This window comes from Aquamicrobium sp. YD-1-mutant5, assembly GCF_059509755.1.
On sequence record NZ_JCAKKP010000014.1, the window covers coordinates 60,813 to 84,482 of the forward strand.

Annotated in this window: 21 protein-coding genes; 15 read left to right on the top strand and 6 right to left on the bottom strand. The window is 60.1% G+C overall.

What is annotated here, in order from left to right:
• Positions 1-232 precede the first annotated feature (232 nt).
• Positions 233-1,069, top strand: a complete 837-nt coding sequence (locus AC5XE7_RS16830; protein ID WP_495366916.1) for a PopZ family protein — start codon at positions 233-235, stop codon at positions 1,067-1,069.
• A gap of 128 nt (positions 1,070-1,197) precedes the next feature.
• Here the strand turns inward: AC5XE7_RS16830 and AC5XE7_RS16835 are convergent, their stop codons facing one another.
• Positions 1,198-2,004 (bottom strand): DUF72 domain-containing protein, encoded by an 807-nt coding sequence (locus tag AC5XE7_RS16835; protein WP_495366917.1) that lies wholly within the window; start codon positions 2,002-2,004, stop codon positions 1,198-1,200.
• Between the two features lie 230 nt (positions 2,005-2,234).
• On the opposite strand from AC5XE7_RS16835, the gene AC5XE7_RS16840 reads away from it, so the two are divergent.
• Together AC5XE7_RS16840 and AC5XE7_RS16845 are read left to right on the top strand one after the other, a co-directional pair.
• Complete coding sequence (locus AC5XE7_RS16840) at positions 2,235-2,861, top strand: hypothetical protein (RefSeq protein WP_495366918.1); 627 nt, start codon at positions 2,235-2,237, stop codon at positions 2,859-2,861.
• A complete protein-coding gene (locus tag AC5XE7_RS16845) occupies positions 2,816-3,484 on the top strand; it encodes a GGDEF domain-containing protein (RefSeq protein WP_495366919.1) in 669 nt (222 codons plus the stop codon). Before AC5XE7_RS16840 ends, AC5XE7_RS16845 begins: the two co-directional genes overlap by 46 nt.
• A 48-nt stretch (positions 3,485-3,532) precedes the next feature.
• Here the strand turns inward: AC5XE7_RS16845 and uvrA are convergent, their stop codons facing one another.
• Together uvrA and AC5XE7_RS16855 are read right to left on the bottom strand one after the other, a co-directional pair.
• Complete coding sequence (uvrA, locus tag AC5XE7_RS16850; RefSeq protein ID WP_495366920.1) at positions 3,533-6,457, bottom strand: excinuclease ABC subunit UvrA; 2,925 nt, start codon at positions 6,455-6,457, stop codon at positions 3,533-3,535.
• A 711-nt stretch (positions 6,458-7,168) separates the two neighbouring features.
• Positions 7,169-7,459: a hypothetical protein gene (locus AC5XE7_RS16855; protein WP_495366921.1), complete on the bottom strand. Its 291-nt coding sequence runs from the start codon at positions 7,457-7,459 to the stop codon at positions 7,169-7,171.
• 229 nt (positions 7,460-7,688) lie between these two features.
• Here AC5XE7_RS16855 and ssb point away from each other — a divergent pair, with 229 nt between their 5' ends.
• The 4 genes from ssb (at position 7,689) to AC5XE7_RS16875 (ending at position 12,088) form a co-directional block, all read left to right on the top strand.
• Positions 7,689-8,216 carry a single-stranded DNA-binding protein gene (gene ssb, locus AC5XE7_RS16860; protein WP_287944226.1) on the top strand — a complete coding sequence of 176 codons (528 nt, stop codon included), beginning with the start codon at positions 7,689-7,691 and terminating at the stop codon, positions 8,214-8,216.
• Between the two features lie 458 nt (positions 8,217-8,674).
• Complete coding sequence (locus AC5XE7_RS16865) at positions 8,675-9,064, top strand: response regulator transcription factor (protein WP_495366922.1); 390 nt, start codon at positions 8,675-8,677, stop codon at positions 9,062-9,064.
• The gene (locus tag AC5XE7_RS16870) at positions 9,057-9,347 is read left to right on the top strand and encodes a hypothetical protein (RefSeq protein WP_495366923.1); all 291 of its coding nucleotides are present in this window, start codon (positions 9,057-9,059) and stop codon (positions 9,345-9,347) included. Before AC5XE7_RS16865 ends, AC5XE7_RS16870 begins: the two co-directional genes overlap by 8 nt.
• A complete protein-coding gene (locus AC5XE7_RS16875; protein ID WP_495366924.1) occupies positions 9,347-12,088 on the top strand; it encodes an ATP-binding protein in 2,742 nt (913 codons plus the stop codon). Before AC5XE7_RS16870 ends, AC5XE7_RS16875 begins: the two co-directional genes overlap by 1 nt.
• A gap of 39 nt (positions 12,089-12,127) precedes the next feature.
• Here AC5XE7_RS16875 and AC5XE7_RS16880 read toward each other — a convergent pair whose 3' ends face one another.
• Positions 12,128-13,663 carry a helix-turn-helix domain-containing protein gene (locus AC5XE7_RS16880; protein ID WP_495366925.1) on the bottom strand — a complete coding sequence of 512 codons (1,536 nt, stop codon included), beginning with the start codon at positions 13,661-13,663 and terminating at the stop codon, positions 12,128-12,130.
• A gap of 144 nt (positions 13,664-13,807) precedes the next feature.
• On the opposite strand from AC5XE7_RS16880, the gene AC5XE7_RS16885 reads away from it, so the two are divergent.
• The 7 genes from AC5XE7_RS16885 to AC5XE7_RS16915 all read left to right on the top strand — a co-directional run bounded on the left by AC5XE7_RS16885 (position 13,808) and on the right by AC5XE7_RS16915 (position 22,048).
• Positions 13,808-15,151, top strand: coding sequence for a substrate-binding protein (locus AC5XE7_RS16885; RefSeq protein WP_495366926.1), 1,344 nt, complete (start codon positions 13,808-13,810; stop codon positions 15,149-15,151).
• A gap of 109 nt (positions 15,152-15,260) precedes the next feature.
• Positions 15,261-16,289, top strand: coding sequence for a branched-chain amino acid ABC transporter permease (locus tag AC5XE7_RS16890; RefSeq protein WP_183829377.1), 1,029 nt, complete (start codon positions 15,261-15,263; stop codon positions 16,287-16,289).
• Between the two features lie 6 nt (positions 16,290-16,295).
• Positions 16,296-17,438 (top strand): branched-chain amino acid ABC transporter permease, encoded by a 1,143-nt coding sequence (locus AC5XE7_RS16895; protein WP_495366927.1) that lies wholly within the window; start codon positions 16,296-16,298, stop codon positions 17,436-17,438.
• A 10-nt stretch (positions 17,439-17,448) separates the two neighbouring features.
• A complete protein-coding gene (locus tag AC5XE7_RS16900) occupies positions 17,449-18,222 on the top strand; it encodes an ABC transporter ATP-binding protein (RefSeq protein ID WP_495366928.1) in 774 nt (257 codons plus the stop codon).
• The gene (locus AC5XE7_RS16905) at positions 18,219-18,983 is read left to right on the top strand and encodes an ABC transporter ATP-binding protein (protein WP_495366929.1); all 765 of its coding nucleotides are present in this window, start codon (positions 18,219-18,221) and stop codon (positions 18,981-18,983) included. The genes AC5XE7_RS16900 and AC5XE7_RS16905 overlap by 4 nt, the downstream gene beginning before the upstream one ends.
• A 438-nt stretch (positions 18,984-19,421) precedes the next feature.
• Complete coding sequence (locus AC5XE7_RS16910) at positions 19,422-21,392, top strand: oleate hydratase (protein ID WP_495366930.1); 1,971 nt, start codon at positions 19,422-19,424, stop codon at positions 21,390-21,392.
• 17 nt (positions 21,393-21,409) lie between these two features.
• On the top strand, positions 21,410-22,048 hold the full coding sequence (locus AC5XE7_RS16915) for a TetR/AcrR family transcriptional regulator (protein WP_495366931.1): 639 nt from the start codon (positions 21,410-21,412) through the stop codon (positions 22,046-22,048).
• Positions 22,049-22,164: 116 nt separating this feature from the next.
• Here the strand turns inward: AC5XE7_RS16915 and AC5XE7_RS16920 are convergent, their stop codons facing one another.
• Both AC5XE7_RS16920 and AC5XE7_RS16925 read right to left on the bottom strand, forming a co-directional pair.
• Positions 22,165-22,464 (bottom strand): hypothetical protein, encoded by a 300-nt coding sequence (locus tag AC5XE7_RS16920; RefSeq protein WP_495366932.1) that lies wholly within the window; start codon positions 22,462-22,464, stop codon positions 22,165-22,167.
• A gap of 64 nt (positions 22,465-22,528) precedes the next feature.
• Positions 22,529-22,972, bottom strand: a complete 444-nt coding sequence (locus AC5XE7_RS16925; protein ID WP_495366933.1) for a TonB family protein — start codon at positions 22,970-22,972, stop codon at positions 22,529-22,531.
• A 352-nt stretch (positions 22,973-23,324) separates the two neighbouring features.
• Between AC5XE7_RS16925 and AC5XE7_RS16930 the strand changes: the two genes are divergently transcribed.
• On the top strand, positions 23,325-23,537 hold the full coding sequence (locus tag AC5XE7_RS16930) for an Arm DNA-binding domain-containing protein (protein ID WP_495366934.1): 213 nt from the start codon (positions 23,325-23,327) through the stop codon (positions 23,535-23,537).
• Positions 23,538-23,670: the final 133 nt, after the last annotated feature.

Genomic DNA, 23,670 nt, shown 5'->3' on the forward strand with positions numbered 1-23,670 from the left:
GCGCTTCAGCGCCTTTTTTTGTTGTGAACTGTATATCTGACAGGGACTGACTACCGTTGGGGGTGTGTCGTTCGGCTCTATTCTGTTGAAACAGGATGCTGATAACGTTTGGGGATTCTCCCCGGTCGCAGGGTCCGTTACGCTAAAGGCAGATGATTCGGCCGGCACTGACCCGGTGAGCCGCGGCCGATGCTGACCAGAATAGCGAATCGCGGGGGCGGTGGACGTGACGATGGCGACGGCAAGCAGTGTGCAGCGTGAACCTTCGATGGAAGAGATCCTTGCGTCGATTCGCAGGATCATCGAGGACAGCGATTCAGGTCGCAAGCCAGCCGAGGCTTTTGCTCAGGCTGGCGACGAGGCTGGCATTCCGGATGAGCCGGCTCCAGCCGTCGTAGATGTGTTTCGCAATGAGCTGCGCTCGGGCCCGCAACCCGTATCGCTTGAGGCTCCTGCGAATGTCGAGGCGCCAAAGCAGGCTGAGGTTGAACCTACGCATCAGCCGGAGGCGGTGGTGGCAGACAGCAAGACGGACGAGGAGCCGTCTGCATCCTCCTCGTTCAAGAGAATTGATTTCACGCGTACCGATCTGTCCAGCCCGGCAGCTCCTGCGTCGGAAAAGCCTGCGACGAAGTCTGATGACTGGCTGGTGCCCCTTGATGTCGGCAGCGGTGACAAGGGCAGGCATTCCGGCCATTCTGAGAACCGGCCTGCGGATCCGGTATCGTCGGCATCGCTCCACAGCGTGCAGGATATTCAGGGCGAAGAAGCTTCCGCCATGGAAACAGAGGCGGAGCCAGCGCCTCTTGCGAGCGCTCCTTCCGCTGCCGAGGCGCATGATGTCGCTGCACCCAAGCCTGCTCTGGTTTCCGAGAAGACCAGCCGGCAGGTTGCCGCTGCGTTCGGCGAATTGTCGGATGCATTCGCGGCGCGCAGCAAGAAATCCCTCGACGAGATGGCGGAAGAGATGCTGCGCCCGATGCTGCAGGACTGGCTCGACAACAATCTCCCCACATTGGTCGAGCGACTGGTGCGCGAGGAAATCGAGCGGGTGGCACGGGGCGCCTGAGACGCCCCCGGCCGATTTTCAGCCGGCTGCCTGCATCCGGTTTGATATAAAAATCAACGCTATGCGTTTATTTGATGAATCGGAATGAGAGCCGCTTGAATCGGTTTGTCAGGCACAGGTGACGGGCTCTATCCTGCCACCCTCTCCATCAGGGCCATGGCACCAAATGGCGCACGGACCTTTCCCTCGGTGATGAAATAGACAAACACGTCGCGCGGTATTTCCGGTGCTGATGTCGTGGGATCCGCCAGCGGCAGATCCTGAGGCACTGCGCCTGCCGCGAGAATACGCGCGCGCTCCGCCCATTCGTCCAGTGCCTGCGGCGTATAGCAATCCGGATTGTCGTCGCTTCCGGTTTGCAGGCGCAGATAGGCGAAATCGCCGGTCAGATCGCCTATCGCAGGATATTTCGCGTGGTCGGCATAGACGATGGCGGCACCATATTTCCGCGCCAGCGTGACGAAATCGGGGGTGACGAAGCTGTCGTGCCGTACCTCAAGCGCGTGGCGCAGCTTCACGCCATCCTGACGCTCTGGGAGCAGCTTCAGGAAAGCCTCGAAATCCTGCGGATCGAATTTTTTGGTCGGTGCGAACTGCCACAGGATCGGTCCAAGCTTTTCGCCCAGCGCAGCGATTCCTGAGCCAAGAAACCGCATCATCGATTCTCCGGCCTCGCCGAGAACCTTTCGGTTGGTCACGAAGCGGTTGCCCTTGAGAGCATAGATAAAACCTTCAGGAGCCTCATTCGCCCATTTTATGAAGGTCGGCTCCTTGAACGACGAATAATAGGTGCCGTTGACCTCAATGGTTGGCACCTGATGCGTTGCATATCCGAGCTGCTTGGCCTTCGGCAGTTTCTGGGGATAAAAGGAAGTGTCCCATGGCTCGAAGGTCCAGCCACCCATACCGGCGCGGATCGTTCCTGATTGTGTCATCTGTCGCTCCCGGGATGTTGATGGAAAAGGGCTGGAGAAAGAAGGCTGGAGGAGTATTTCATCATGGGGGATGGGGTGCAAACGGTGGCGCGTCTTCTGCTGACAATGCAGGTTCTGTCCGCATGCCGCCCAAGGTGAAGTCGATGCCGCATGGGGCTCGCCCTGTCGACCCGATATATGACATGCTGCCCGTGCGTTCCGGTTTCCTGAAATGGGGGCTGGTGTGACCGATGGATGATGTCACGACAAGGATTACCCTGACGCTCATCGGGCCAGCGACGCTGGCCGTCTTCGGCAGTGCGTTCGTGGGAGCCTGGGCGATCGAGCGCAAACGGCACTATCTCCTGTACCTGGCGGTTGCCTGCGCGCTCTTTATCATCGGCGCCTGCGTGCAGATCGTCTACTGGCCGCGTGATCCCGGACTTAACGCGGTGATCTCCTGTGCGTTCCACAACGCAGCCGTGCTGCTTGCATCGGAGGGGCTGCTGCGGCGGGCGGGCAAGCGCATGGGATTGGGCACGGGGCTTGCTGCAGGAACCGCCATCCTCGGGCTTGTCTGGTATTTCTATTATGTCGACCGCAATCTGCTGGCGCGCATCTATGTCATGAATTTCGGCTATGGCGCGATCCTGCTGTGGACGACATGGCGGCTGCGGAACATGTGGAGCAAGCGGCTCGTCGACAGGGCGCTTTTCACAGTCCTCGTCATTTTCTCGTTGCAGTTTTTCGCGCGTACGCTGCTGACCATAGATTTCGGGGCACCACCTCCCGGTGGTGCGCGGGGGGCGGCCAGACGCTGTTCTGGCAGGCCTTGCAGCTTTCCCTGGCGGTTCTGGGCGCGGCACTTTCCGTGCTGATCCTTGCCGCGGCGGTCATGGATGTGATCGATGACCTGCGCCACGAGCGCGACACGGACCGGTTGACCGGCGTTTTCAACCGGCGCGGCTTCGATGAACGGGCCAGAGCCGTTCTGGAAGGGCAGTGGAGTGTGCCACTGTCGCTGGTGTTGTGCGACATCGACCATTTCAAGCGGATCAACGGCACATCGGGCCATGATGCCGGCGATGAGGTTCTGCGGCTTTTCGGAATTCTGCTCGCCACCGCGGCGGGACCGGGCAATCTCGTCGGGCGCATCGGAGGAGAGGAATTCGCCATCCTGCTGCAGGGGCAGACGAGCGAAACAGCCTTGCGCTGGGTGGAACTGCTGCGGGAGGCGATCTATGAAACCCGTTTCGACGCGCTGGATGGCGTGCTGCATGTTACCGCCAGTTTCGGGCTGGCCGAGGCGATGGAGCGCGATACGCTCTCCACGCTCATGAAACGGGCCGACGCGCGGCTCTATCGGGCCAAGCAGTCAGGCCGGAACCGCGCCGTCGCGTTCGAAGGCACGCCGATCATCGCCCTGCCTGATGGGGAGCAGGCAAAGGAGCAGAACCACCGAAACCCTGCCGACAGGCAAGACGACGCAGCTTCTTCCTGACAAGGGAAACCGGAATCTGGGGAACCGGAAGCGCCTGCCGTTGCCGTCCTACTCCGCAGCGACCTGCTTGCCGCCCGGCCGCCGTTCCAGAAGCTCTTTCAGGAACTGGCCGGTGTAGCTGCGTGGTTCGGCCACGATGTCTTCCGGCGTGCCGGAAGCGACCAGTTCGCCGCCGCCATCGCCGCCTTCCGGTCCAAGGTCGAGAACACAGTCGGCGGTCTTGATGACCTCCAGATTGTGCTCGATGACGACAACCGTGTTGCCCTGTTCGACCAGTTCCTGCAGCACTTCGAGCAGCTTTGCCACGTCATGGAAATGCAGGCCGGTGGTCGGCTCGTCGAGGATGTAGAGCGTCTTGCCGGTTGCTTTGCGCGACAGTTCCTTGGCCAGCTTGATACGCTGTGCCTCGCCGCCGGAAAGCGTGGTCGCCTGCTGGCCTATGCGAATATAGCCAAGACCGACATCCTTGAGCGTCTGCAGCTTGTCACGAACGCCGGGCACTGCCGAAAAGAATTCGACACCTTCCTCCACCGTCATGTCGAGAACGTCGGCGATGGACTTGCCCTTGAAGGTGACGTCCAGCGTTTCGCGATTATAGCGCTTGCCGTGGCAGACATCGCAGGTGACGTAGACATCCGGCAGGAAGTGCATCTCGATCTTGATGACGCCATCGCCCTGACACGCTTCGCAGCGGCCGCCCTTGACGTTGAAGGAAAAGCGGCCTGGCTGATAGCCGCGCGCCTTGGCCTCCGGCAGGCCTGAAAACCAGTCGCGGATCGGCGTGAAAGCACCCGTGTAGGTGGCGGGATTGGAACGCGGCGTGCGCCCGATCGGGCTCTGGTCGATGTCGATGACCTTGTCGAGGAACTCCAGCCCTTCGATGCGGTCGTGCTCGGCCGGATGCTCCCGCGAACCCATGATGCGGCGCGACGCGGCCTTGAACAGCGTCTCGATCAGGAAAGTGGACTTGCCGCCGCCCGAAACGCCGGTGATGGCGGTGAAGGTGCCGAGCGGAATTTCCGCCGTTACATTCTTCAGATTGTTGCCGCGCGCGCCCACGACCCTGATGCGCTTGCCCTTTTTGCCTTTGCGACGCTCGGCCGGCGTGGCGATCTCCATTTCGCCGGACAGATATTTGCCGGTGATCGAGTTCGGGTTGGCCATGATCTCGCGCGGCGTTCCCTGCGCGATCACGCGTCCGCCATGCACGCCGGCGGCGGGACCGATATCGACCACATAGTCGGCATGCAGGATCGCGTCCTCGTCATGCTCGACGACGATGACCGTATTGCCGAGGTCGCGCAAATGCTTGAGCGTATCGAGCAGGCGGGTGTTGTCGCGCTGGTGCAGGCCGATGGAGGGTTCGTCCAGCACATACAGAACGCCGGTGAGGCCGGAGCCGATCTGGCTGGCGAGGCGAATGCGCTGGCTTTCGCCGCCCGAAAGCGTGCCGGAATTGCGCGACAGGGTCAGATAGTCGAGGCCGACATCGTTGAGAAAGCGCAGACGCTCGCGGATTTCCTTGAGGATGCGCAGCGCGATCTCGTTCTGCTTGTCGTTGAGAAGCCCCGGCAGCTCGTTGAACCACAGATCAGCCTTGCGGATCGAAAGCTCGGTGACTTCGCCGATATGCCTGCCGGCGATCTTCACCGCCAGCGCTTCGGGCTTGAGGCGATAGCCGCCGCAGGCCGGGCAGGGGGTGGCCGACATGTAGCGCTCGATCTCCTCGCGCATCCACGCCGATTCCGTCTCCTTCCAGCGCCGTTCCAGATTGGGAATGACGCCTTCGAAGGTCTTGGTCGTCTTGTAGGCGCGCAGGCCGTCATTGTAATCGAAGGCTATCTCGCGCTTGCCGGTGCCATGCAATATGGCGTTGCGCCCTTCCTCGGGCAGCGCGCTGAACTTGTCGGCGAGCCTGAACCCGTAAGCCGCGCCCAGCGCCTCCAGTGTCTGTGCATAATAGGGCGAACTGGATTTCGCCCACGGGGCGACGGCGCCATCACGCAGCGTCACATTGTCGTCGGGAACGACGAGATTGGGATCGATGGCGCGCTGGTTGCCCAGCCCGTCACAGGTCGGGCAGGCGCCGAAGGGATTGTTGAACGAAAACAGACGCGGCTCGATCTCCGGGATGGTGAAGCCGGAAACCGGGCAGGCGAATTTCTCGGAAAACAGGATCCGCTCATGGGTGTCGTTGGCCGACTTATTAGCGCCGCCACCACCGGCGGTTTCTTCCGGAGGCAGCGGCTTGTCGGCAAGTTCGGCCACCGCCAGCCCATCGGCCAGCCGCAGCGCGGTTTCCATGGAATCGGCGAGGCGCGTCGCAAGATCGGGCCGCACGACGATGCGGTCCACCACGACATCGATGTCGTGCTTGTACTTCTTGTCCAGCGCCGGAACGTCGGCGATCTCGTAGAAAGTTCCGTCGACCTTGACGCGCTGGAAGCCCTTTTTCTGGAGTTCCAGAAGCTCCTTGCGGTATTCGCCCTTCCGGCCACGAACGATGGGGGCAAGGAGAAAAAGCCTGGTGCCTTCGTCCAGTGCCAGAATGCGATCGACCATCTGCGAAACGGTCTGGCTTTCGATGGGCAGGCCGGTGGCCGGCGAATAGGGAACGCCCACGCGCGCGAAAAGCAGGCGCATGTAGTCGTAGATCTCGGTGACCGTGCCGACGGTGGAGCGCGGGTTCTTCGAGGTCGTCTTCTGCTCGATGGAGATGGCCGGCGACAGGCCGTCGATCTGATCGACGTCCGGCTTCTGCATCATTTCGAGGAACTGCCGGGCATAGGCCGACAGGCTTTCCACATAGCGGCGCTGGCCTTCGGCATAGATGGTGTCGAAGGCCAGCGATGACTTGCCTGAGCCCGACAGGCCGGTCATCACGACCAGAGAGTCGCGGGGCAGGTCGAGATCGACATTCTTGAGATTGTGCTCGCGGGCACCGCGAATGGAAATAAACTTATGGTCGGCCATGGCCGCTCCGCCGCCTCGACTGGATGTTTCGGAATGGCGGGCTTGCCCGTCCTCCGTGAATATAGGTCGTTCCTGCGCGGTTTCGAGAGATGCCGCGACTTTCCGCCTGAGGGTTTACGCGCCTTTCAGCGGGGCAGGCAAGTGAAAAGAACAAAAAATGAACAGCCTCCTGACATAAAGGGCGGGTATGCTGTTATAAAGTTCACATTTTGGCTGCTGGCGCTTTGGGCGGTTGACGTAGGGTAACAGAAGCGCCAGATTTCAGGAACGGAAGCCGATCGCCTTACGGGGCTGATCTCCGGAAGGCGCATGGCATCTGCGAAAAGTCGCGGGATGGATGGTGCGCCTGCGGATGAAGTGCTTTCGATCATGCGTGGAAACGAACAGAAGGAGCGAGGTATGACCCCACCTGACAGTTCGAACTGGTTTCGCGCCTGAGCGGAACCGCGGTCAGCCATCTGGCAGGTGAAGATTTTCATCGTGAAGCCGGAGCCTGGCCGTTCCCCCGAAAATCAGAGACTTTAGTCGGATCGTCGGTTGAACGCCGCGAAGCATCCGAGGAAAAGCCGGTAAAATGCTCCCGGCATTATGGGAAAGCCCATAAAAAGCTCCTGATGCTGCAATGCCAGCGTCAGGAGCTTGTCTTTTTGTGAAGGCATGAGGAGCAGACTGCTGCTTTGTCGCCTCTGGAGAAGTTTTTTCGGCTGAAGTTCAGCGTTTGGCTGGAGGCAGGTTGCCGACGCCGACATCGAAGGTGAGTTTGCCTGAAACCTTCACATCGAAATTCCCGACCCTGAACTGACCGAGTTGGCCGGGACGGGGCGTATCGTCCGGTTCGGGCGGCAAAGGCGTTACGATGCTGAAACTGAGGTCCACGCCGGGCAGGTCGGTGTTCGTCTGAGCGGGCGTTGTCGCCGGTGTCTGCCTGCTGCCGGAAAGGGCCGGGCTGGCAGCCACAAGCACGGGCAGGACGCAGAGGAAAGCTGCTGAAACGTGGTTCATGAGCCTGATATAAGCGGATGTGGATGGCTGTTCCAGAGCGCTGGTCTCCTTTATGGTTCACAGAGACGTGTGCCAGAGTGCCAATCGGCATTGACATTGGTTGAAAAATAACGAACAAAAAGAGAACAAAAAAACCTTTTGGGGAAACAGCAGGACCGTGCGGGCCAAACGGCGCGGCAGACTGTAAGGTAAGCGACTTCCAATTTAGGACGAGCGTGGAGACAGCGTCATGGCGGGCAGCGTCAATAAGGTCATACTGGTTGGCAATCTGGGTGCTGATCCGGAAATCAGGCGCCTGAACTCCGGTGATCCGGTCGTCAACCTGCGTATTGCCACCTCCGAAAGCTGGCGCGACAAGATGTCGGGCGAGCGCAAGGAGAAAACCGAATGGCACAGCGTCGTCATCTTCAACGATAACCTTGCCAAGGTGGCCGAGCAGTACCTGAAAAAGGGCATGAAGGTTTACATCGAGGGCCAGCTCCAGACCCGCAAATGGCAGGACCAGAACGGTCAGGAGCGCTACACGACAGAGATCGTGCTGCAGAAGTTCCGCGGTGAACTGCAGATGCTCGACGCGCGCGGGCAGGGTGAAGGCGGCGGTCAGGTCGGCTACGATCGCGGCGGTTATTCCGGCGGCGGTGGCGGTGGGCGCGGTTCCGATTTCGGCCAGTCCGGCTCCGGCGATTTCGGCGGCTCGCGTGGCGGCGGAATGGGTGGTGGCGGCTCGCGCGACCTCGACGACGAAATTCCGTTCTGATCGGCTGCCGGCAAACCGAGCAATGCCTGAAGGCGTGACCACTGGCCTGAGGGGCTGACCCCGGCATGGGGCGACTGAGATCAAAACCAGAAAAACGCCGCCGACCGAAAGGCCGCGCGGCGTTTTTCATTCTTTTGGGTCAGCGATAGCCGGAAAACTATGTCCAGCCGTCATTTGAGCAGCGCGGAAACGCTTATTCTTATAAAATTGTTTGGAAAAACAAAGGCCTGCAGATCTCACGTCCGGTGACGGAAGTTCCGGTGATAATCAGGCCGAACGTGATCTGAAACTTGGGAAGGATGATGTTCGCTGGACCACGACTTTAGATGACTTGATTTACTGGCCGGTTTCGACTGGGATAGGGGACAAATAAAAAGACCGGGCGTTCAATGTTCCGGCGCATGCCATCCCCGGATGGCAAGACGAGCCCGTTCACAGCCTTGGGAGGGGCTGCTGTGATGACGGACATTCTTATAGTCGAGGACGAGCCGGCGATATCGGAATCGCTTGAGTTCATTCTCACGCGTTGCGGCTGGTCCGTCGGCGTGGCGCGCGATGGCGAGGCCGCGCTTGAGGCCGCGCACCGTTTTCGGCCGCGTATGGTTCTGCTCGACATCATGCTGCCCAAGCGTGGCGGGCTGGAAGTGCTCAAGACCTTGCGCGCCAATGAACTGTTCGCCGATACTTTCGTGGTGATCCTGACGGCGCGCGGCCAGCAATATGACCGGCAGGCCGCCATGGACCTGAAAGCCGACGGCTTCATCACCAAGCCTTACGCAAATGGCGAGGTCGTGGATGCCGTCAGGCGCATTCTCGACAACCAGCCGCGCCCGGCAGCGCATGTCTAGCACTCCGGCACCCAGGGAGGAACGGACCGAGCGCGAGGACGTCGCGGCTCTTGTGCCTTTCTTCGGAGTGGTTCTGCTGCTGCCGCCATTCCTCAACCTGTTTGCAGGCATGCTTGGTCCGTTCGGCGTGCCTGTTGAGGTGCTGTACCTGTTCGGGGTCTGGTTTCTGGTGATTGCAGGCGCTGTGCTGCTGTCGCGCGGGCGTCAGTTTCGGGAGACACCTGCCAAATCCCTGCCGGAAACGGGTCCGGCTGTGCCACCCGAGCCCCCGGGGCATGCCTGATGCTGTCGCCGGACTTCGTCATCCTGACGGCTGTCGGCTATGTCGGGCTTCTGTTTCTGCTGGCCTATATTTCAGATGCCCGCGCCAAGAGCGGCAATGCCGGTTTCCTCAGCTCTCCTGCCATCTATACGCTGTCGATATCCGTCTACTGCACAAGCTGGACCTTCTATGGCGCGGTCGGAACCGCCGCCCGAAGCGGGCTGGAGTTCATGGCCATCTATATGGGGCCGACGCTGGTCTTCGTCGGCTGGTGGTTTTTGCTGCGCAAGCTGATCCGCATCGCCCATAGCCAGCACATCACTTCCATCGCCGACTTCCTGTCGTCCCGCTACGGAAAGTCGAGCCGGCTTGCCGTGCTGGTCACGCTGATCGCGGTGGTGAGCATCACACCTTACATCGCCCTCCAGCTCAAGGCGATCACCACCTCCATCCAGACCGTTTCGGTCGCCAAGGGAACCGGGGCGGATCATCTTGCCACGCTGGACGAGGTGACGCTGGCGCTGGGTGTCGCCATCGGCATGGCCGTGTTCACCATTCTCTTCGGCACCCGTAATGTCGACGCGCGCGAACAGCACCCGGGCGTTGTGGCGGCGATTGCCTTCGAGGCTGTGGTAAAGCTGCTGGCATTGCTGGCGGTCGGCATTTTCGTGATCTACGGCGTCAGCGACGGCATCGGCGACATTTATGCCCGCGCGGTCGAGGCCGGCGTGCGCATCCATGAAGCGGACACTTTTGGCAGCCGCTGGGTGGCCGTTCTGTTCCTGTCGGCCTGTGCCGTCATCTGCCTGCCGCGCCAGTTCCAGATCACCGTGGTGGAGAATTCGAACGAGGATCATCTGCGCACTGCGAGCTGGGCCTTCCCCTGCTACATGCTGGCAATGAGCGTCTTCATCCTGCCGATTGCGCTCTATGGGCTTTCGACCATGCCCGCGGGATCGAACCCCGACATGTTCGTTCTCACCTTGCCGATGATGACGGGCCACGATGCGTTGGCGCTTTTTGCCTTCATCGGCGGTTTTTCCAGTGCCACATCGATGATCATCGTTGCGTCGATCGCTCTCTCGATCATGGTCTCGAACCATATCGTGGTGCCGCTTGCGCTGCGCAGAACCTCGCCCGGTGATGAAAAGGGAGAGCACGACATTGCCCGGCTTCTGCTGCGCAGCCGGCGTATCTCCATCGCGCTGATGCTGGTGCTCGGCTTTCTCTATTTCTGGCTGACACAGGGGTCAGACGCGCTTGCCCCCATCGGGCTGATCTCCTTCGGTGGCGTGGCGCAGTTCTTTCCCGCCATGATGGCGGCTCTCTACTGGCGCACCGCCACCATGAAGGGGGCGCTGGCGGCGATATCGGTGGGGTTCATCGTCTGGGCGTGGACGCTGTTTCTGCCGTCTTTCGCTACCTTCAGCCCGGTGGTTAAGGATCTCATCGCCGAAGGTCCCTGGAATATTCGTGCGCTGCGGCCGCAGGCGCTGTTCGGCATGGAAGGGCTCGACCCGCTCGTGCATTCCGTGTTCTGGAGCATGCTCGCCAATGTGTCCGTCCTTCTGTGCGTGTCGGCGGCAACCAGCCAGAACGCGCTGGAGCGCATTCAGGCCTCGCTCTTCGTCGACGTGTTTCGCCGTTCAGCATCCTATCAGCCGCGCATATTGCGTGGCTCTGCCACCACCAGCGAACTGTTCTTCGTTGCCGAGCGCGTTCTGGGGTGGAGCCGGGCGAGAGCGCTGTTTGATTCAGCTGGGGTGCCGCACAGGCAGGCCGCTCCCCAGCAGGGCGTTTCAGCGGATTTCATCGCGCGTCTCGAAAGGGAGCTTGCCGGCTCCATCGGGTCGGCATCGGCTCATATCCTGCTGACCAAGGCGGTGGCCGGTGATGCCATATCGCTGGAGGAAATGATGCAGATCGCCGACGAGACCCAGCAGGCAATCGAATATTCGCATGCGCTGGAGGTGAAGTCGCAGGAGCTTCATTCGACCGCTCAGCAGCTCAAGGAAGCCAATGCGCTGCTGAAGGAACTTCATCAGAAGAAGGATGAGTTCCTGTCGCAGGTCAGCCATGAGGTGCGCACGCCGATGACCTCTATCAGGTCATTTGCCGAAATCCTGATGGTGCCCGATGAACTGACACAGCAGCAGAGGGCGCGCTTTATCACCACCATTCATAATGAAAGCGTACGCCTGACCAAGCTGCTCGACGAAATACTCGATCTGAGCGCGCTGGAGCAAGGCGAGCGGGATTGGGAAAACGTGCCGGTCGATGCGGAAGCCATTCTCGATCAGGCGATTGCCGTGTGCGAGGCGCTTGCCAGAAAGCGGCTGGTGACGATTGAAAGCGGGCCGCGGGCTGGCGCATGTGTGGTTCTTGGCGATGCGGGACGACTGAGTCAGGTTTTCATCAACATCATCGCCAATGCGATTTCGCACAATGATGCGAAGGAGCCGGTCGTCCATATTTTGTCCTCACTGGAGAACGATGTCTACAGTGTCGAGATTTCGGACAATGGATCCGGCGTGCCTCCGCTGTTCCACACCAAGATATTCGAGAAATTCGTGCGGGCCGAACCGGATGGGACGCCGGATTCGCAAGGTCTGGGGCTGGGCCTGAACATCAGCCACAAGATCGTCGGCAAACTGAATGGGCGTCTGGAATTGACCACCGGCACGCTGCCCGGCGCCTGCTTCCGCATCATCCTGCCGGTGTGGCAGGAGGCGCAGACAACGCCTGCGCCACTGGATGCATGAAGGGGAGGCAGCAGTGGTGTATCAGCCGGGCCGCTTTCCTCACACGGGGATTTCCTGCCGGTGGCTGCAGCCAAGCCGGGGGCAGGGCACGCAGGAGGGGCCGACTTCCACCGGCATGCCGCTGAGATCGAGCCCGTCGCCATATACCGTGCGATCGGCACGCACGATGTCGCAGGCCAGCATGATGGAGAAGGTCAGCGGTTTCTGGCCGAAGCGCGTGGCGTGCTTGGTCACGGTTCTGGCGATGAGCAGGAAGCGTCCGCCTCCGGGAAACGCGGAGACCTGCCGCACCACGTCATTCGTCGCGAATGCATCGTAGATCGGCCACAGCAGGCAGCCATGCCCGAAGCCCGGAATGGTCAGGCCGGGCAGGGGAAAACGCTTGGTGAGGCGTCCCGAACGATCCGCGCGCAGATAGCCGAAGGGCAGGCCCTCGCGCCCCTTGCGGCGCAGCGTGACCAGACGGTGAGCGGCCTGCTCGAAGCTCACCCCGGAAAGGGTGCTGATCAGCTCCACATCGTAGCGGCATTCCTCCGCCATGGACAGAAACTCGTCGTAGGGCATCATCATCGCCCCGGCGACATAGGAGGAGAGGGCACGCGATGCGAGTTCGCGCGCCTCGTCGGTCGAAAGCTCAAATCCGTTCGTCGTCTCTTCGAGCACGCCGGCGGCGGCGCGCGCCGCATAGGCATGCAGCATACGGAAAATCCGGGCTGGTCGCGGCATCGTCGGAGGAAAGATGAGGGACAGTGCGCCAGCGGCCGGAGATCGGGCGGCAGGCGCTTCCGTGCTGATAGTGCAGCTTACCCCGAACTTTTCGGCGAGCGCAGCTGACAACTTGTCTTCCTCTATGCCCTGAGCGCTGGCCAGATCCCTACGCAGGTCGGTGGCAATGTCTTCAAGCCGCGGAAAATGATTGTTGTGGATGATCAGCGCTTCATCGACTTCGCGAAGTGGTGATACGGGCCGCTGCCGGGCGGAAGTCTGGTCGAAATAGGCAACGAGATTTTGCGTGACGGGTACAAGATCGCGCGCTTCGGCATTGATGTTGCCCACAAAACGGCTGCGTTCATCCTCGGTGAGATCGGGAATGTCGGCCAGAATCTCGGCGCCGGATTTGATGCCGGCAATGCGATTGAGGATTTCGTGCAGAAGCTCTGAAAGCAGCGGATCGGATTTCAACCGGTGCTGAAGCATCTCGATTTCCATCGTCGCATCGGCATAGGTGCGATGGAGGCGCACGAGCGCGGCAGCGGCCTCGGGAAAGCGGGCGACAAGATCGCGGATGGCCGCAGCGTCAAGTTCGATGCCGCTCATCAGCGAATCGGCCATCAGATCGCCGATGGCGGCTATGTTGCGCGCCTCGCTGTCACCGGAAAGATGTTCGAGATCGATGCCCAGCCGTTCGCCGATCCGCAGAAGAAGCTTTCCGCCGATGCTGCGCTTGTTGTTCTCTATGAGGTTGAGATAGCTGGCCGAGATGCCAAGCATGCGCGCAAGCGCAACCTGCGACAGGCCTGCCGCCAGACGCTTTCGCCGGATACGCGCTCCGATCGGTGTTCTTACTTTCGGCATTGTAAATTATTTACAAAAGTGAATTTACTAATATCCAATTTTTGACAAAAAATGCATTTAATGTCAAATACTTATTGAGAATATAACAATCTGTGACAGTCTCTTGATGCGAAACCGAAATCTCGGACGCGTGGAGGAGATGAAATGGCTATTTTTAAACCCACCAGGCGCAGCCTGATCAAGGGCGCGGGTGCTGGCATTGCCGCGCTCGGCACGCCGTACATATTCACCAGGGGGGCCTGGGCGCAGGATTTCTGCAACGACCCGACAAACGGCAAGATCGTGCTGGGCTTCAACGTGCCGCAGACCGGATCCTATGCGGAGGAGGGGCTGGAGCAGCTCAAGGGTTACGAGCTTGCGGTCAAGCACATCAACGGCGAAGGCGATGGCGGGCTGATGAAGACGCTGAAGCCGATCGCCCTGAAGGGCAACGGCGTGCTCGGGCGCAAGGTCGAATATGTGACCGGCGACACCCAGACCAATACCGACGCGGCGCGCGATGGCGCACGGCGCATGATCGAGCGCGACAAGGCCATCATGGTCACCGGGTCCGTCACCTCCGGTGAGGCGATCGCCCAGCAGAGCCTGTGTCAGGAAATGGGCGTCATCTACATGTCCGGCCTGACCCACTCCAACGACACCACCGGCAAGGACAAGCGCCGCTACGGCTTCCGGCATTTCTTCAATGCCTATCAGTCTGGTGTCGCTATCGCTCCGTTCCTGGCTGAGGAGTATGGCAAGGACCGCCGCGCCTACCACCTGACTGCGGACTACACCTGGGGCTGGACGCAGGAAGAATCGATCAAGAACGCCACCGAGGCGCTCGGCTGGGAAACGGTGGCCACCGTGCGCACCCCGCTCGGCCTCGGCGACTATTCGCAATATCTGACGCCGGTGCTCAACTCCGGTGCCGACGTGCTCATTCTCAACCATTATGGGCACGATATGGTCAACTCGCTGCCGCAGGCGGTGCAGTTCGGCCTGCGTGACCGTCAGGCCAACGGTAAGAACTTCGAGATCGTCGTGCCGATGTTCTCCGAACTCATGGCGGTGGGTGCGGGTGAGGCGGTCAAGGGCATCATCGGCACCTCGAACTGGCAATGGTCGCTGGATGATGAAGGCACCAAGGCCTTCACCAAGTCCTACGGCGAAGCCTATGGGGAGCCGCCGTCGCAGTCGGCCCACACAGGCTACGTGCAGACCATCCTCTACGCGGATGCCGTTGAGCGCGCGGGAACCTTCTATCCGCCTGAAGTCATCAAGGCGCTGGAAGGCTTCGAGTTCGACGGGATGGGCAATGGCCACACCGTCTATCGCGATAGCGATCACCAGTGCTTCAAGGAAGTTCTGGTGGTGCGCGGAAATGAAAATCCGTCGAGCCGATTCGATGTGCTCAACGTGATCGGCAAGACGACGCGCGAGGACGTCACCTATGACGCTTCGATCTTCGGCGGGGAACTGGGACCTTACGAACCCAACAAGTGCTGACGAAAATGAAGGTATCTGCCCCGCCTGTGTGAAACAGGCGGGGTAATGCCCTTTCGTCCGCTCCCTGACATCTGAACTGCGTTGCGTCTCGCATCGAAGGAATATTCTGATGAACGTGTTCTTGGCCCAGTTGCTCAACGGGCTGGACAAGGGCGGCGCTTATGCGCTGATAGCCCTTGGTCTGACGCTGGTTTTCGGCACGCTCGGCGTGGTCAATTTCGCCCATGGCGCCCTGTTCATGCTTGGCTGCTTCTGTGCCGTTACCTTCCGTTATCTCATCACGCTGGAAACGGTGACGGTCGACCCTGAAAAGCTCTCGCCCTGGGGCGCTCCCGTGGAAGTGCGCACGCCGCTGGTGCAAAACTGGTTCGGCGATTTCGGCGCGGTTCTGGTCGACTATTCGGTCCCGATTTCCATCCTGCTGGCCATTCCGACGATGCTGATCATCGGCATTGCCATGGAACGCGGCATCATCAAGCATTTCTACAAGCGCACCCATGCCGAGCAGATCCTGGTGACCTTCGGTCTCGCGATCGTGCTGCAGGAGATCGTCAAGAGCTTCTTCGGCGCCAATCCGGTGCCGCAGCCGATCCCGACCGACCTGCGTGGCGCGGCCGACATCGGCGTGTGGTTCGGCATGGCCCCGCATGTGCTGACCTACCCGTGGTGGCGCCTGATCTACCTGCTGTTCTCCGGACTGGTGATCGGCGGGGTGTTTGCCTTCCTCCAGTTCACCACCTTCGGCATGGTGGTGCGCGCCGGCATGGCCGATCGCGAAACCGTCGGGCTGATGGGCATCGACATCGACCGGCGCTTCACCATCGTCTTCGGTCTGGCCGCCGTCGTCGCCGGTGTTGCCGGTGTGATGTACACGCCGCTGCTGGCGCCCAACTATCATCTGGGCATGGACTTTCTCGTGCTGAGCTTCGTGGTCGTCGTCGTCGGTGGCATGGGCTCGCTGCCCGGTGCCGTGGCCGCCGGCTTCCTGCTGGGCATCTTGCAGTCCTTCGCATCGATGACCGAGGTGAAATCGCTCATCCCGGGCATCGACCAGGTCATCATCTACCTCGTCGCAGTCATCATCCTGCTCGTGCGTCCGCGCGGCCTGATGGGACGGCGCGGAATCATGGAGAGCTGATCCACCATGTTCTCGCTTTCTCGCAAGGACCTCGTCGCACTCGTGGTATTCTCTGCCGTGGTGCTGACCATGCCGATCTGGCTGTCGCCGCTGGGCGCTGCCTATCCCGGCCTCATGCAGAAGTTCGCGATTTACGCGATCTTCGCCATCGGCTTCAACATTCTGTTCGGCCTCACCGGCTATCTGTCCTTTGGCCATGCGGCCTTCATCGGTGTCGGTTCCTACACAACCGTGTGGTCGTTCAAGCTGCTGACTATGGACATCGTGCCGGCCATGATCTTCGCGATCATCACCACGGGCGTGTTCGCGCTGGTGATCGGCTATTTCAGCCTGCGCCGCACAGGCATCTACTTTTCGATCCTGACGCTGGCCTTCGCCCAGATGTGCTACAGCCTTGCCTACTCGGTGCTGACGCCCGTCACCAATGGTGAAACAGGGCTTTTGCTGGCGCGTGACGATCCGCGCTATCTGGACGCCATGCTGGGGGCGCAGGCGAACGTGGCCGGCCTGCCGCAGCCGACCCTTTTTGGCAACTCAGTCACCGGCTACACAGGCTTCTATCTTTGCGCGGTGGTCCTGATCATTGCCTTCTTCGTGTCGCAGAAGATTTTTGCTTCGCCCTTCGGCATGGCGCTGCGCGGCATCAAGTCCAACCAGACGCGCATGAACTATACCGGCTTCAACACCAAGCCCTACATGCTGGCGGCCTTCGTCATCTCCGGCATGTTCGCGGGTCTGGCTGGTGGTCTTCTGTCCATCACCGATCCGCTTGCGGGTGCTGAGCGCATGAAGTGGACGGAGTCCGGCAACGTGGTTCTGATGACCATTCTCGGCGGCGTCGGAACCCTGTTCGGCCCGGTGATCGGCGCCTGGCTGATCAAGTATTTCGAGAACATCTTCTCGGCCATCAACACCAACATGCTCAACAACTTTTTCTCTTTCCTGCCGGATGGGGTTCAGAGCTTCGTGGTGACGGTGCTGTCCAAATTCGTGGGTGAGGGATGGCACCTCACGCTCGGCCTGATGTTCGTGCTGATCGTGGTGTTCCTGCCGGGTGGTCTGGTTGAAGGTTTCCAGCGGCTGATGGCGCGCCTGAAGCGACGAAAGGCGGTTCCGGATGGCGCCACCTCGGTCCAGCCGGCGGAATAGGGGAAAGACCATGAGCGATACACCGCCCAACATCATTCTGCACGCAGCCGACGTTCACAAGAATTTCGGTGGACTGCGCGCCCTGTCCGACATCGACCTGCAGATCGAGGAAGGCAAGACCCACGCCATCATCGGCCCCAACGGGGCCGGCAAATCGACGCTTCTCAACGTTATCATCGGCCGCATACCGCCGAGCAGCGGAGCGGTGATTTTCGACGGCACGGTGCTGACCGGCAAGGCGCCTTACGAGATCAACCAGCTTGGCATCTCACGGGTGTTCCAGACGCCGGAGATCTTCCCCGATCTGCCTGTTCTGCAAAATGTCATGGCGCCTGCATTTGCACGGCGCGATGGTGCCTTTCGCATCAACTTGTTCCGCAGCGTCGATTCCGAAGCGGAAATTCGTGAAGAAGCGGAAGACATGCTCAACGATATCGGCCTGCACGGCCGGCGCGGGGACCACGCCGGCTCGCTGTCGCGCGGCGACAAGCGGCGGCTGGAGCTGGCCATGTGCCTGATCCAGAGGCCGCGCCTGCTGCTGCTGGACGAGCCGACGGCGGGCATGAGCCGCCATGACACCAACAGCACCATCGATCTTCTGCGCAAGATCAAGCTGGGCGGCATGACCAAGGTCATCATCGAACACGACATGCATGTGGTCTTTTCGCTGGCCGACCGGATCTCGGTTCTGGCGCAGGGCCGCATCATCGCCTCGGGACTTCCGCAGGAAATCAAGGAAGACCCGCGTGTGCAGGAAGCCTATCTCGGCGGGAGCGTGGAATGAGCGTCGCGACAATGAAACGGGAAGCAATTTCGGCCGCGACCGAGGCCGATCCGTCGCAGGCCTTCTTCGCGGTGCGCGATGTCCATGCCTACTACGGCGAAAGCTATATCGTGCAGGGGGTGACGCTCGACGTGAGGAAGGGCGAGATCCTTGCCCTTCTGGGGCGCAACGGGGCCGGCAAGACCTCGACGCTGCGCACCATCGCCCGAATGGACGACCCCGAGCTGCGTTCAGGCGAAATCTGGCTGGAGGGAAAGCCGCTTCATACGATGAAGTCGTGGCAGGCGTCGCGCGCCGGGATCCAGCTCGTTCCGGAAGACAGGCGCATTATCCCGGGCATGACGGTGGAGGAAAACCTGATCCTCGCGCAGGTGGCGCCGGGGCATGGCATGTCGATCGACGAGCTCTATGAGCATTTTCCGCGGCTGGCGGAACGCCGCAAACAGGAAGCCGTCACCATGTCCGGCGGCGAGCAGCAGATGCTGGCCGTGGCCCGTGCGCTGGCGCGGGAGGTAAAGCTCCTGCTTCTCGACGAGCCTTATGAAGGGCTTGCGCCGGTCATCGTCAGGGAGATCGAGACGATCGTCCACGGCATCAAGGAGCGCGGCATCACCACGATCATCGTCGAGCAGAATGCGGTGGCGGCACTCCGGCTCGCCGACCGTGCTGTCATCCTCGATACCGGCGAGCTTGTCTTTGCCGGTGCTGCAAAAGACCTGCTTGAAAGCGAGGAACTGCGCAACGAATATCTGGCGATCTGAGCGGGACCGGTGGCGGACTGCAAGCTTGCCGGTGACGAGATGGCATCACCTTCCTGGTGAAGCCTGAAAATGAGGGTGGCGGGTGAGGGAGGCAGCGTTTCCGACGCTGTCTCCTTTGCGTTTCCTGCAGCTTTCATAAAGGTGAAGGTGCTGGTCCGGCCTCCTGTTCGCGAAGAGTTGGCCAGTTTCAACGAGCGCTGGCAAAGTTGACGCCTTCATCGTCTCCTTCGGGCCCTGTTTCGCATGGCACGCGCGCATTTACGCTTTCCGGCGCGGTCGGAGGACTGTGCAGGGAGCTCATGGGAGGGCTTGGATGAAAAACTTTTCCATTCTGAATATCATTCGACATTCAAATATCAATTGACATTTTAAATTGAAGTCCTAGCTTTCCGGATGTGTTCAAAAGGCTGATGCCGTTCCGGCACGAAAGGATTTGCGATGAGCGACGTTCCCTTCACCGACAAGAAAACCGTTCAACTGGAAAAGCAGCCGGATGCAGGAGCGGCCTACTGGCACAATTCGCCCGACAACACCGTTCCGCCGCCGGACATGGTCGGCGCCTATATGCGCAACCGTCCCATGCCGGTCGAAGGGGTGGAGAAGCGCAAGGCCTACATCATCGGCAGCGGCATTGCCGGGCTGACGGCGGCGTTCTACCTGATCCGCGACGGACGCATGCCGGCAAAGAACATCACCATCATTGAAAGCCTCGACATCGAGGGCGGCTCGCTCGACGGCGCCGGCAATGCGCAGGATGGATATATCGTGCGTGGCGGCCGCGAGATGAACTGGAACTACGATAATTTCTGGGACGTGTTCCAGGATGTGCCGGCGCTGGAACTGCCCGAAGGCTACAGCGTGCTCGATGAATACCGTCTGGTGAACGACAACGATCCCAACTATTCAAAAGCCCGCCTCATGCACAGGCAGGGCCAGATCCGCGACTTTTCCACGCTCGGGCTGACCCGCTCCCAGCAATGGGAACTGACGCGCCTGCTGATGAAACGCAAGGAAGATCTCGATGACCTCACCATCGAGGAACATTTCAGCGCGGGATTCCTTGAGAGCAATTTCTGGTTCTTCTGGCGTTCCATGTTCGCCTTCGAGAACTGGCACAGCCTGCTTGAGATGAAGCTCTACATGCACCGCTTCCTCGATGCGCTCGACGGCCTCAACGACATGTCGGCGCTGGTCTTCCCGAAATACAACCAGTTCGACAGCTTCGTGCGTCCTCTGATCAAAATGCTGCGCGACAAGGGCGTGAAGGTGAAATTCGACACCCGCGTCCATGATCTCGAGATGGAGGAGAAAGACGGAAAGCGCACCGTCACCGCCATTCGCTGCAAGGTGTCCGGCAAGGAAACCACAATCAAGGTGGGGCCTCAGGATCTGGTCTTTGCGCTGACCGGCACCATGACGGAAGGCACGGCCTATGGCGATCTCGACACGGTTCCCGTGCTTGAACGCGGCCGCACCGAACCCGGCGATGACAGCGACTGGACCCTGTGGCGCAATCTGGCAAAGAAGTCGCCCGTCTTCGGCAAGCCTGAGAAGTTTTATGGCGATATCGACCGGTCGATCTGGGAGTCGGCGACGCTCACCTGCAGGTCATCCGCGCTGGTTGTGAAGCTGAAGGAGCTGTCCGTCAACGATCCATATTCGGGCCGCACCGTTACCGGGGGCGTCATCACCTTCACCGATTCAAACTGGGTGCTGAGCTTCACCGCCAACCGGCAGCCGCATTTCCCCGATCAGCCGAAGGATGTGCTTGTGCTGTGGGTTTATGCGCTGCTGATGGACAAGCAGGGCAACTATGTGAAGAAGACCATGCCGGAATGCACCGGGCGTGAGATTCTGGCCGAGCTCTGCTACCATCTTGGCATCGTCGATCAGCTGGATGACGTGGTCGCCAACACTAGGGTTCGCACGGCACTGATGCCCTACATCACTGCTCAGTTCATGCCGCGTGCTGCGGGCGACCGTCCCGAAGTCGTGCCGGCAGGCTGTACCAATCTGGCGCTGATCGGCCAGTTCGTGGAAACCCGCAACGACGTGGTGTTTACGATGGAAAGCTCGGTGCGCACGGCGCGCGTCGCGGTTTATACATTGCTCGGCCTCAACAAGCAGGTTCCCGACATCAGCCCCACGCAATATGATATCCGTACATTGCTGAAAGCGGCCCGAGCGCTGAGCAATGGCGAACCTTTCCCCGGCGAGCGGCTCTTGCATCGAATTCTCGACAAAACCTATTTTGCGCATGTCCTGCCACCCATCAGGGAACAGGAAACGACGTTGAAGGAACGGTTCGAGGACGAACTGGCGGCTCTGCTTGGAAAGGGCAGCCAGTCGCTGAAAGCCGCAGCAGACTGGTATGCGAATCTGCGGGAAGGCTTGCGCCGCAAGGATTGAGAAAAACGGACCTACCCATGACGATTCAGCCAGGGCACAAACGTCGAACGCGTCGCGAGATGCAGCAGGATACCCGTGCCCGTCTGCTGGAGGCTGCTTTTCACATCATCGCAGAAAGTGGTGTGGCGGCGGCTTCCATAAGAGGCGTGTGCGAAAGGGCCGGTTTTTCGCAGGGCGCCTTCTATTCCAACTTTGCTTCCAAGGACGAGCTTCTGCTCGTCCTTATGGAGCGATATATGAGCGAGATCGCCACCGTTCTCGATGGTGCGGTCGATCAGGCGAGTGACAGTTCTCTTGAGGAAAGCCTGCGGGGCATTGCAACACGTCTTGCAGAGCTTGCACGCCGCCCGGTGCTCTCATTGCTGGCCATCGAACTTCAGATTCATGCGTTGCGCGATCCCGTCTTTGCGGCCCATTTCGAGCGCGTGAAAGCGGCTTATCACCGGGAGTTCGCGCAGGTGATCGCCAAAGTGATCGAGCATTACCAGCTGCGATCTCTCATCCCGCCGCTTCAGCTTTCGATTGCGCTGCATGCGTTGTGGTCAGGCTCCATCGTTCAGGCAACGGCCGCAGATGCCTTGCCGGTCGAGGATCTGATCATGCTGATGTTCAAAACGGCGACCGGCTGTGATGTACGCAGCCCATCCGGCAAATAAACCGGCAAATGCCGGATCGTGTCACCCGGACGTGAGAGCCGGTTTCACAACAACGACATGCGTAAAAAACCGGAACCTAAAGCGTAAGGCGCGAATCTTATGGATCGCAAGACACTTTAGCGGCAGCGGCCGTTGCCAACCATGATTTTCATGTTGCCGGGCCCGGGGCGGCGGGTGTTTTGCCGCTCGATCGTCACGTCCACGGTGCAATCCCTGCTTTTCAGCCGATAGCCGGATCTGGTGGTCTCGATGGAAGAGACGGGCTGCTGCCTGAGCGCGTCGGCCACTTCGTTGCTGCCCAGAATAGCATGCAGAACCTTGGAGCTTTCCCAGTAGCCAGACAATGCGGCCTGAGCCGGCTGAGATAGGGTACCGGCAGCGATCAGTCCGACAGCAAGCGCTGATCTGAATTTCATTCGTTTCTCTCCGTTCACAATTACCGCGAGGCAGCGCTGCTTTTAGGCAGCCTCCTGAATGACATCACGGTTGAGTGGTGTCTCCAGTTTGCGGTGCTTCGAAATTCAGTTGCAGAGGCGCAACCACGGCCTTCGCGTCAGGTGTCATATCGGGCGTGAACGGAGGCATCGGCGAGGCCAGTGGCGGAATCTGGACAGCAAGCTGGTCCACGGCCGCATTTCCCGAGGACCCGGCAATCTTTACATCCGTGATCGTTCCATCCGCGGCTACTGAAAATCCGACCTTTGCCGTGAATTGCCCGGAAATACCACTCTCGCTGCCCCTCGCCACCACTTCAGTTCCCGCTCTCTGCAACCGCGCGCTGACTGCCCGATTCCAATCCTGCTGCACCAGAATGGGAGGTGCCTCCGAAGGCGGCGACGTCTCCTGAGCTGCCAAGGGGACAGCCGCAAGCAGCGCGAAAGCAAATGCCCGGATTGAAACAGGGATGACGTCAGTTTTTTTCATGTCTGCAGAATAACCGACTGAAAGCCAGGAGCAATCCCGCCAAAACCATCTGCCGCATGCAGTTTCAGTTCCGACGGAAAGAGCATGCACACTGAAACGAAGCTCCGGGGAAAAGGATTGGTTCTGTGAAAATGGCGGAGAGAGAGTCCGCTAAATCCTAATCCCACAAGCATCCATCACGCCCCACGCAAGCATATAATATCAGTATCTTAGGTGGGTTACTGTCCCACGGTGCCCAGCCTAATCTCACTCTATCTCATTTACGAAGTGGGGATGAAAGTGGGGACCACCATTGCATCCGCCATGCGCTCCGAGGTAGCTTTCGGTCCTGTTAAACAGGGAGGTGCGCCCGATGGCCCGGTCACTGCACAAGCTCACAGATGTTTACGTCAGGTCCACAAAACTGAAGCCCGGCCGCCATAGCGATGGCGGCGGACTCTATCTCAACGTCGGCCCCACTGGCGGGAAGTCGTGGCTGTTCATGTGGGTCCGCGACGGCAAGCGACGGGAAATGGGCATTGGAGGCTACCCGTCTATCGGCCTAGCTGCGGCAACACGCGCCTAGGCTCAGGACCTATTAATTTGGTTTGATCTGTGATTCACGGTCTTTGCTGAAGGAGGCCGTGATGGGTGATTTGTTTCTGCTGAGCGAGTGCCAGATGGCGCGCATATCGCCGTACTTCCCGTTGTGGCACGGG

What these genes read in the sequence shown, in the direction of transcription:
- AC5XE7_RS16900 (WP_495366928.1), top strand. Translation starts at nt 17,449, where the DNA reads ATGAGCGATACACCGCCCAACATCATTCTGCACGCAGCCGACGTTCAC.
- uvrA (WP_495366920.1), bottom strand. Translation starts at nt 6,457, where the DNA reads ATGGCCGACCATAAGTTTATTTCCATTCGCGGTGCCCGCGAGCACAAT.
- AC5XE7_RS16925 (WP_495366933.1), bottom strand. Translation starts at nt 22,972, where the DNA reads ATGAAAAAAACTGACGTCATCCCTGTTTCAATCCGGGCATTTGCTTTC.
- AC5XE7_RS16895 (WP_495366927.1), top strand. Translation starts at nt 16,296, where the DNA reads ATGTTCTCGCTTTCTCGCAAGGACCTCGTCGCACTCGTGGTATTCTCT.
- AC5XE7_RS16890 (WP_183829377.1), top strand. Translation starts at nt 15,261, where the DNA reads ATGAACGTGTTCTTGGCCCAGTTGCTCAACGGGCTGGACAAGGGCGGC.
- AC5XE7_RS16830 (WP_495366916.1), top strand. Translation starts at nt 233, where the DNA reads ATGGCGACGGCAAGCAGTGTGCAGCGTGAACCTTCGATGGAAGAGATC.
- AC5XE7_RS16855 (WP_495366921.1), bottom strand. Translation starts at nt 7,459, where the DNA reads ATGAACCACGTTTCAGCAGCTTTCCTCTGCGTCCTGCCCGTGCTTGTG.
- AC5XE7_RS16885 (WP_495366926.1), top strand. Translation starts at nt 13,808, where the DNA reads ATGGCTATTTTTAAACCCACCAGGCGCAGCCTGATCAAGGGCGCGGGT.
- AC5XE7_RS16865 (WP_495366922.1), top strand. Translation starts at nt 8,675, where the DNA reads ATGACGGACATTCTTATAGTCGAGGACGAGCCGGCGATATCGGAATCG.
- AC5XE7_RS16910 (WP_495366930.1), top strand. Translation starts at nt 19,422, where the DNA reads ATGAGCGACGTTCCCTTCACCGACAAGAAAACCGTTCAACTGGAAAAG.
- AC5XE7_RS16930 (WP_495366934.1), top strand. Translation starts at nt 23,325, where the DNA reads ATGGCCCGGTCACTGCACAAGCTCACAGATGTTTACGTCAGGTCCACA.
- AC5XE7_RS16915 (WP_495366931.1), top strand. Translation starts at nt 21,410, where the DNA reads ATGACGATTCAGCCAGGGCACAAACGTCGAACGCGTCGCGAGATGCAG.
- AC5XE7_RS16835 (WP_495366917.1), bottom strand. Translation starts at nt 2,004, where the DNA reads ATGACACAATCAGGAACGATCCGCGCCGGTATGGGTGGCTGGACCTTC.
- ssb (WP_287944226.1), top strand. Translation starts at nt 7,689, where the DNA reads ATGGCGGGCAGCGTCAATAAGGTCATACTGGTTGGCAATCTGGGTGCT.
- AC5XE7_RS16920 (WP_495366932.1), bottom strand. Translation starts at nt 22,464, where the DNA reads ATGAAATTCAGATCAGCGCTTGCTGTCGGACTGATCGCTGCCGGTACC.
- AC5XE7_RS16880 (WP_495366925.1), bottom strand. Translation starts at nt 13,663, where the DNA reads ATGCCGAAAGTAAGAACACCGATCGGAGCGCGTATCCGGCGAAAGCGT.
- AC5XE7_RS16870 (WP_495366923.1), top strand. Translation starts at nt 9,057, where the DNA reads ATGTCTAGCACTCCGGCACCCAGGGAGGAACGGACCGAGCGCGAGGAC.
- AC5XE7_RS16905 (WP_495366929.1), top strand. Translation starts at nt 18,219, where the DNA reads ATGAGCGTCGCGACAATGAAACGGGAAGCAATTTCGGCCGCGACCGAG.
- AC5XE7_RS16840 (WP_495366918.1), top strand. Translation starts at nt 2,235, where the DNA reads ATGGATGATGTCACGACAAGGATTACCCTGACGCTCATCGGGCCAGCG.
- AC5XE7_RS16875 (WP_495366924.1), top strand. Translation starts at nt 9,347, where the DNA reads ATGCTGTCGCCGGACTTCGTCATCCTGACGGCTGTCGGCTATGTCGGG.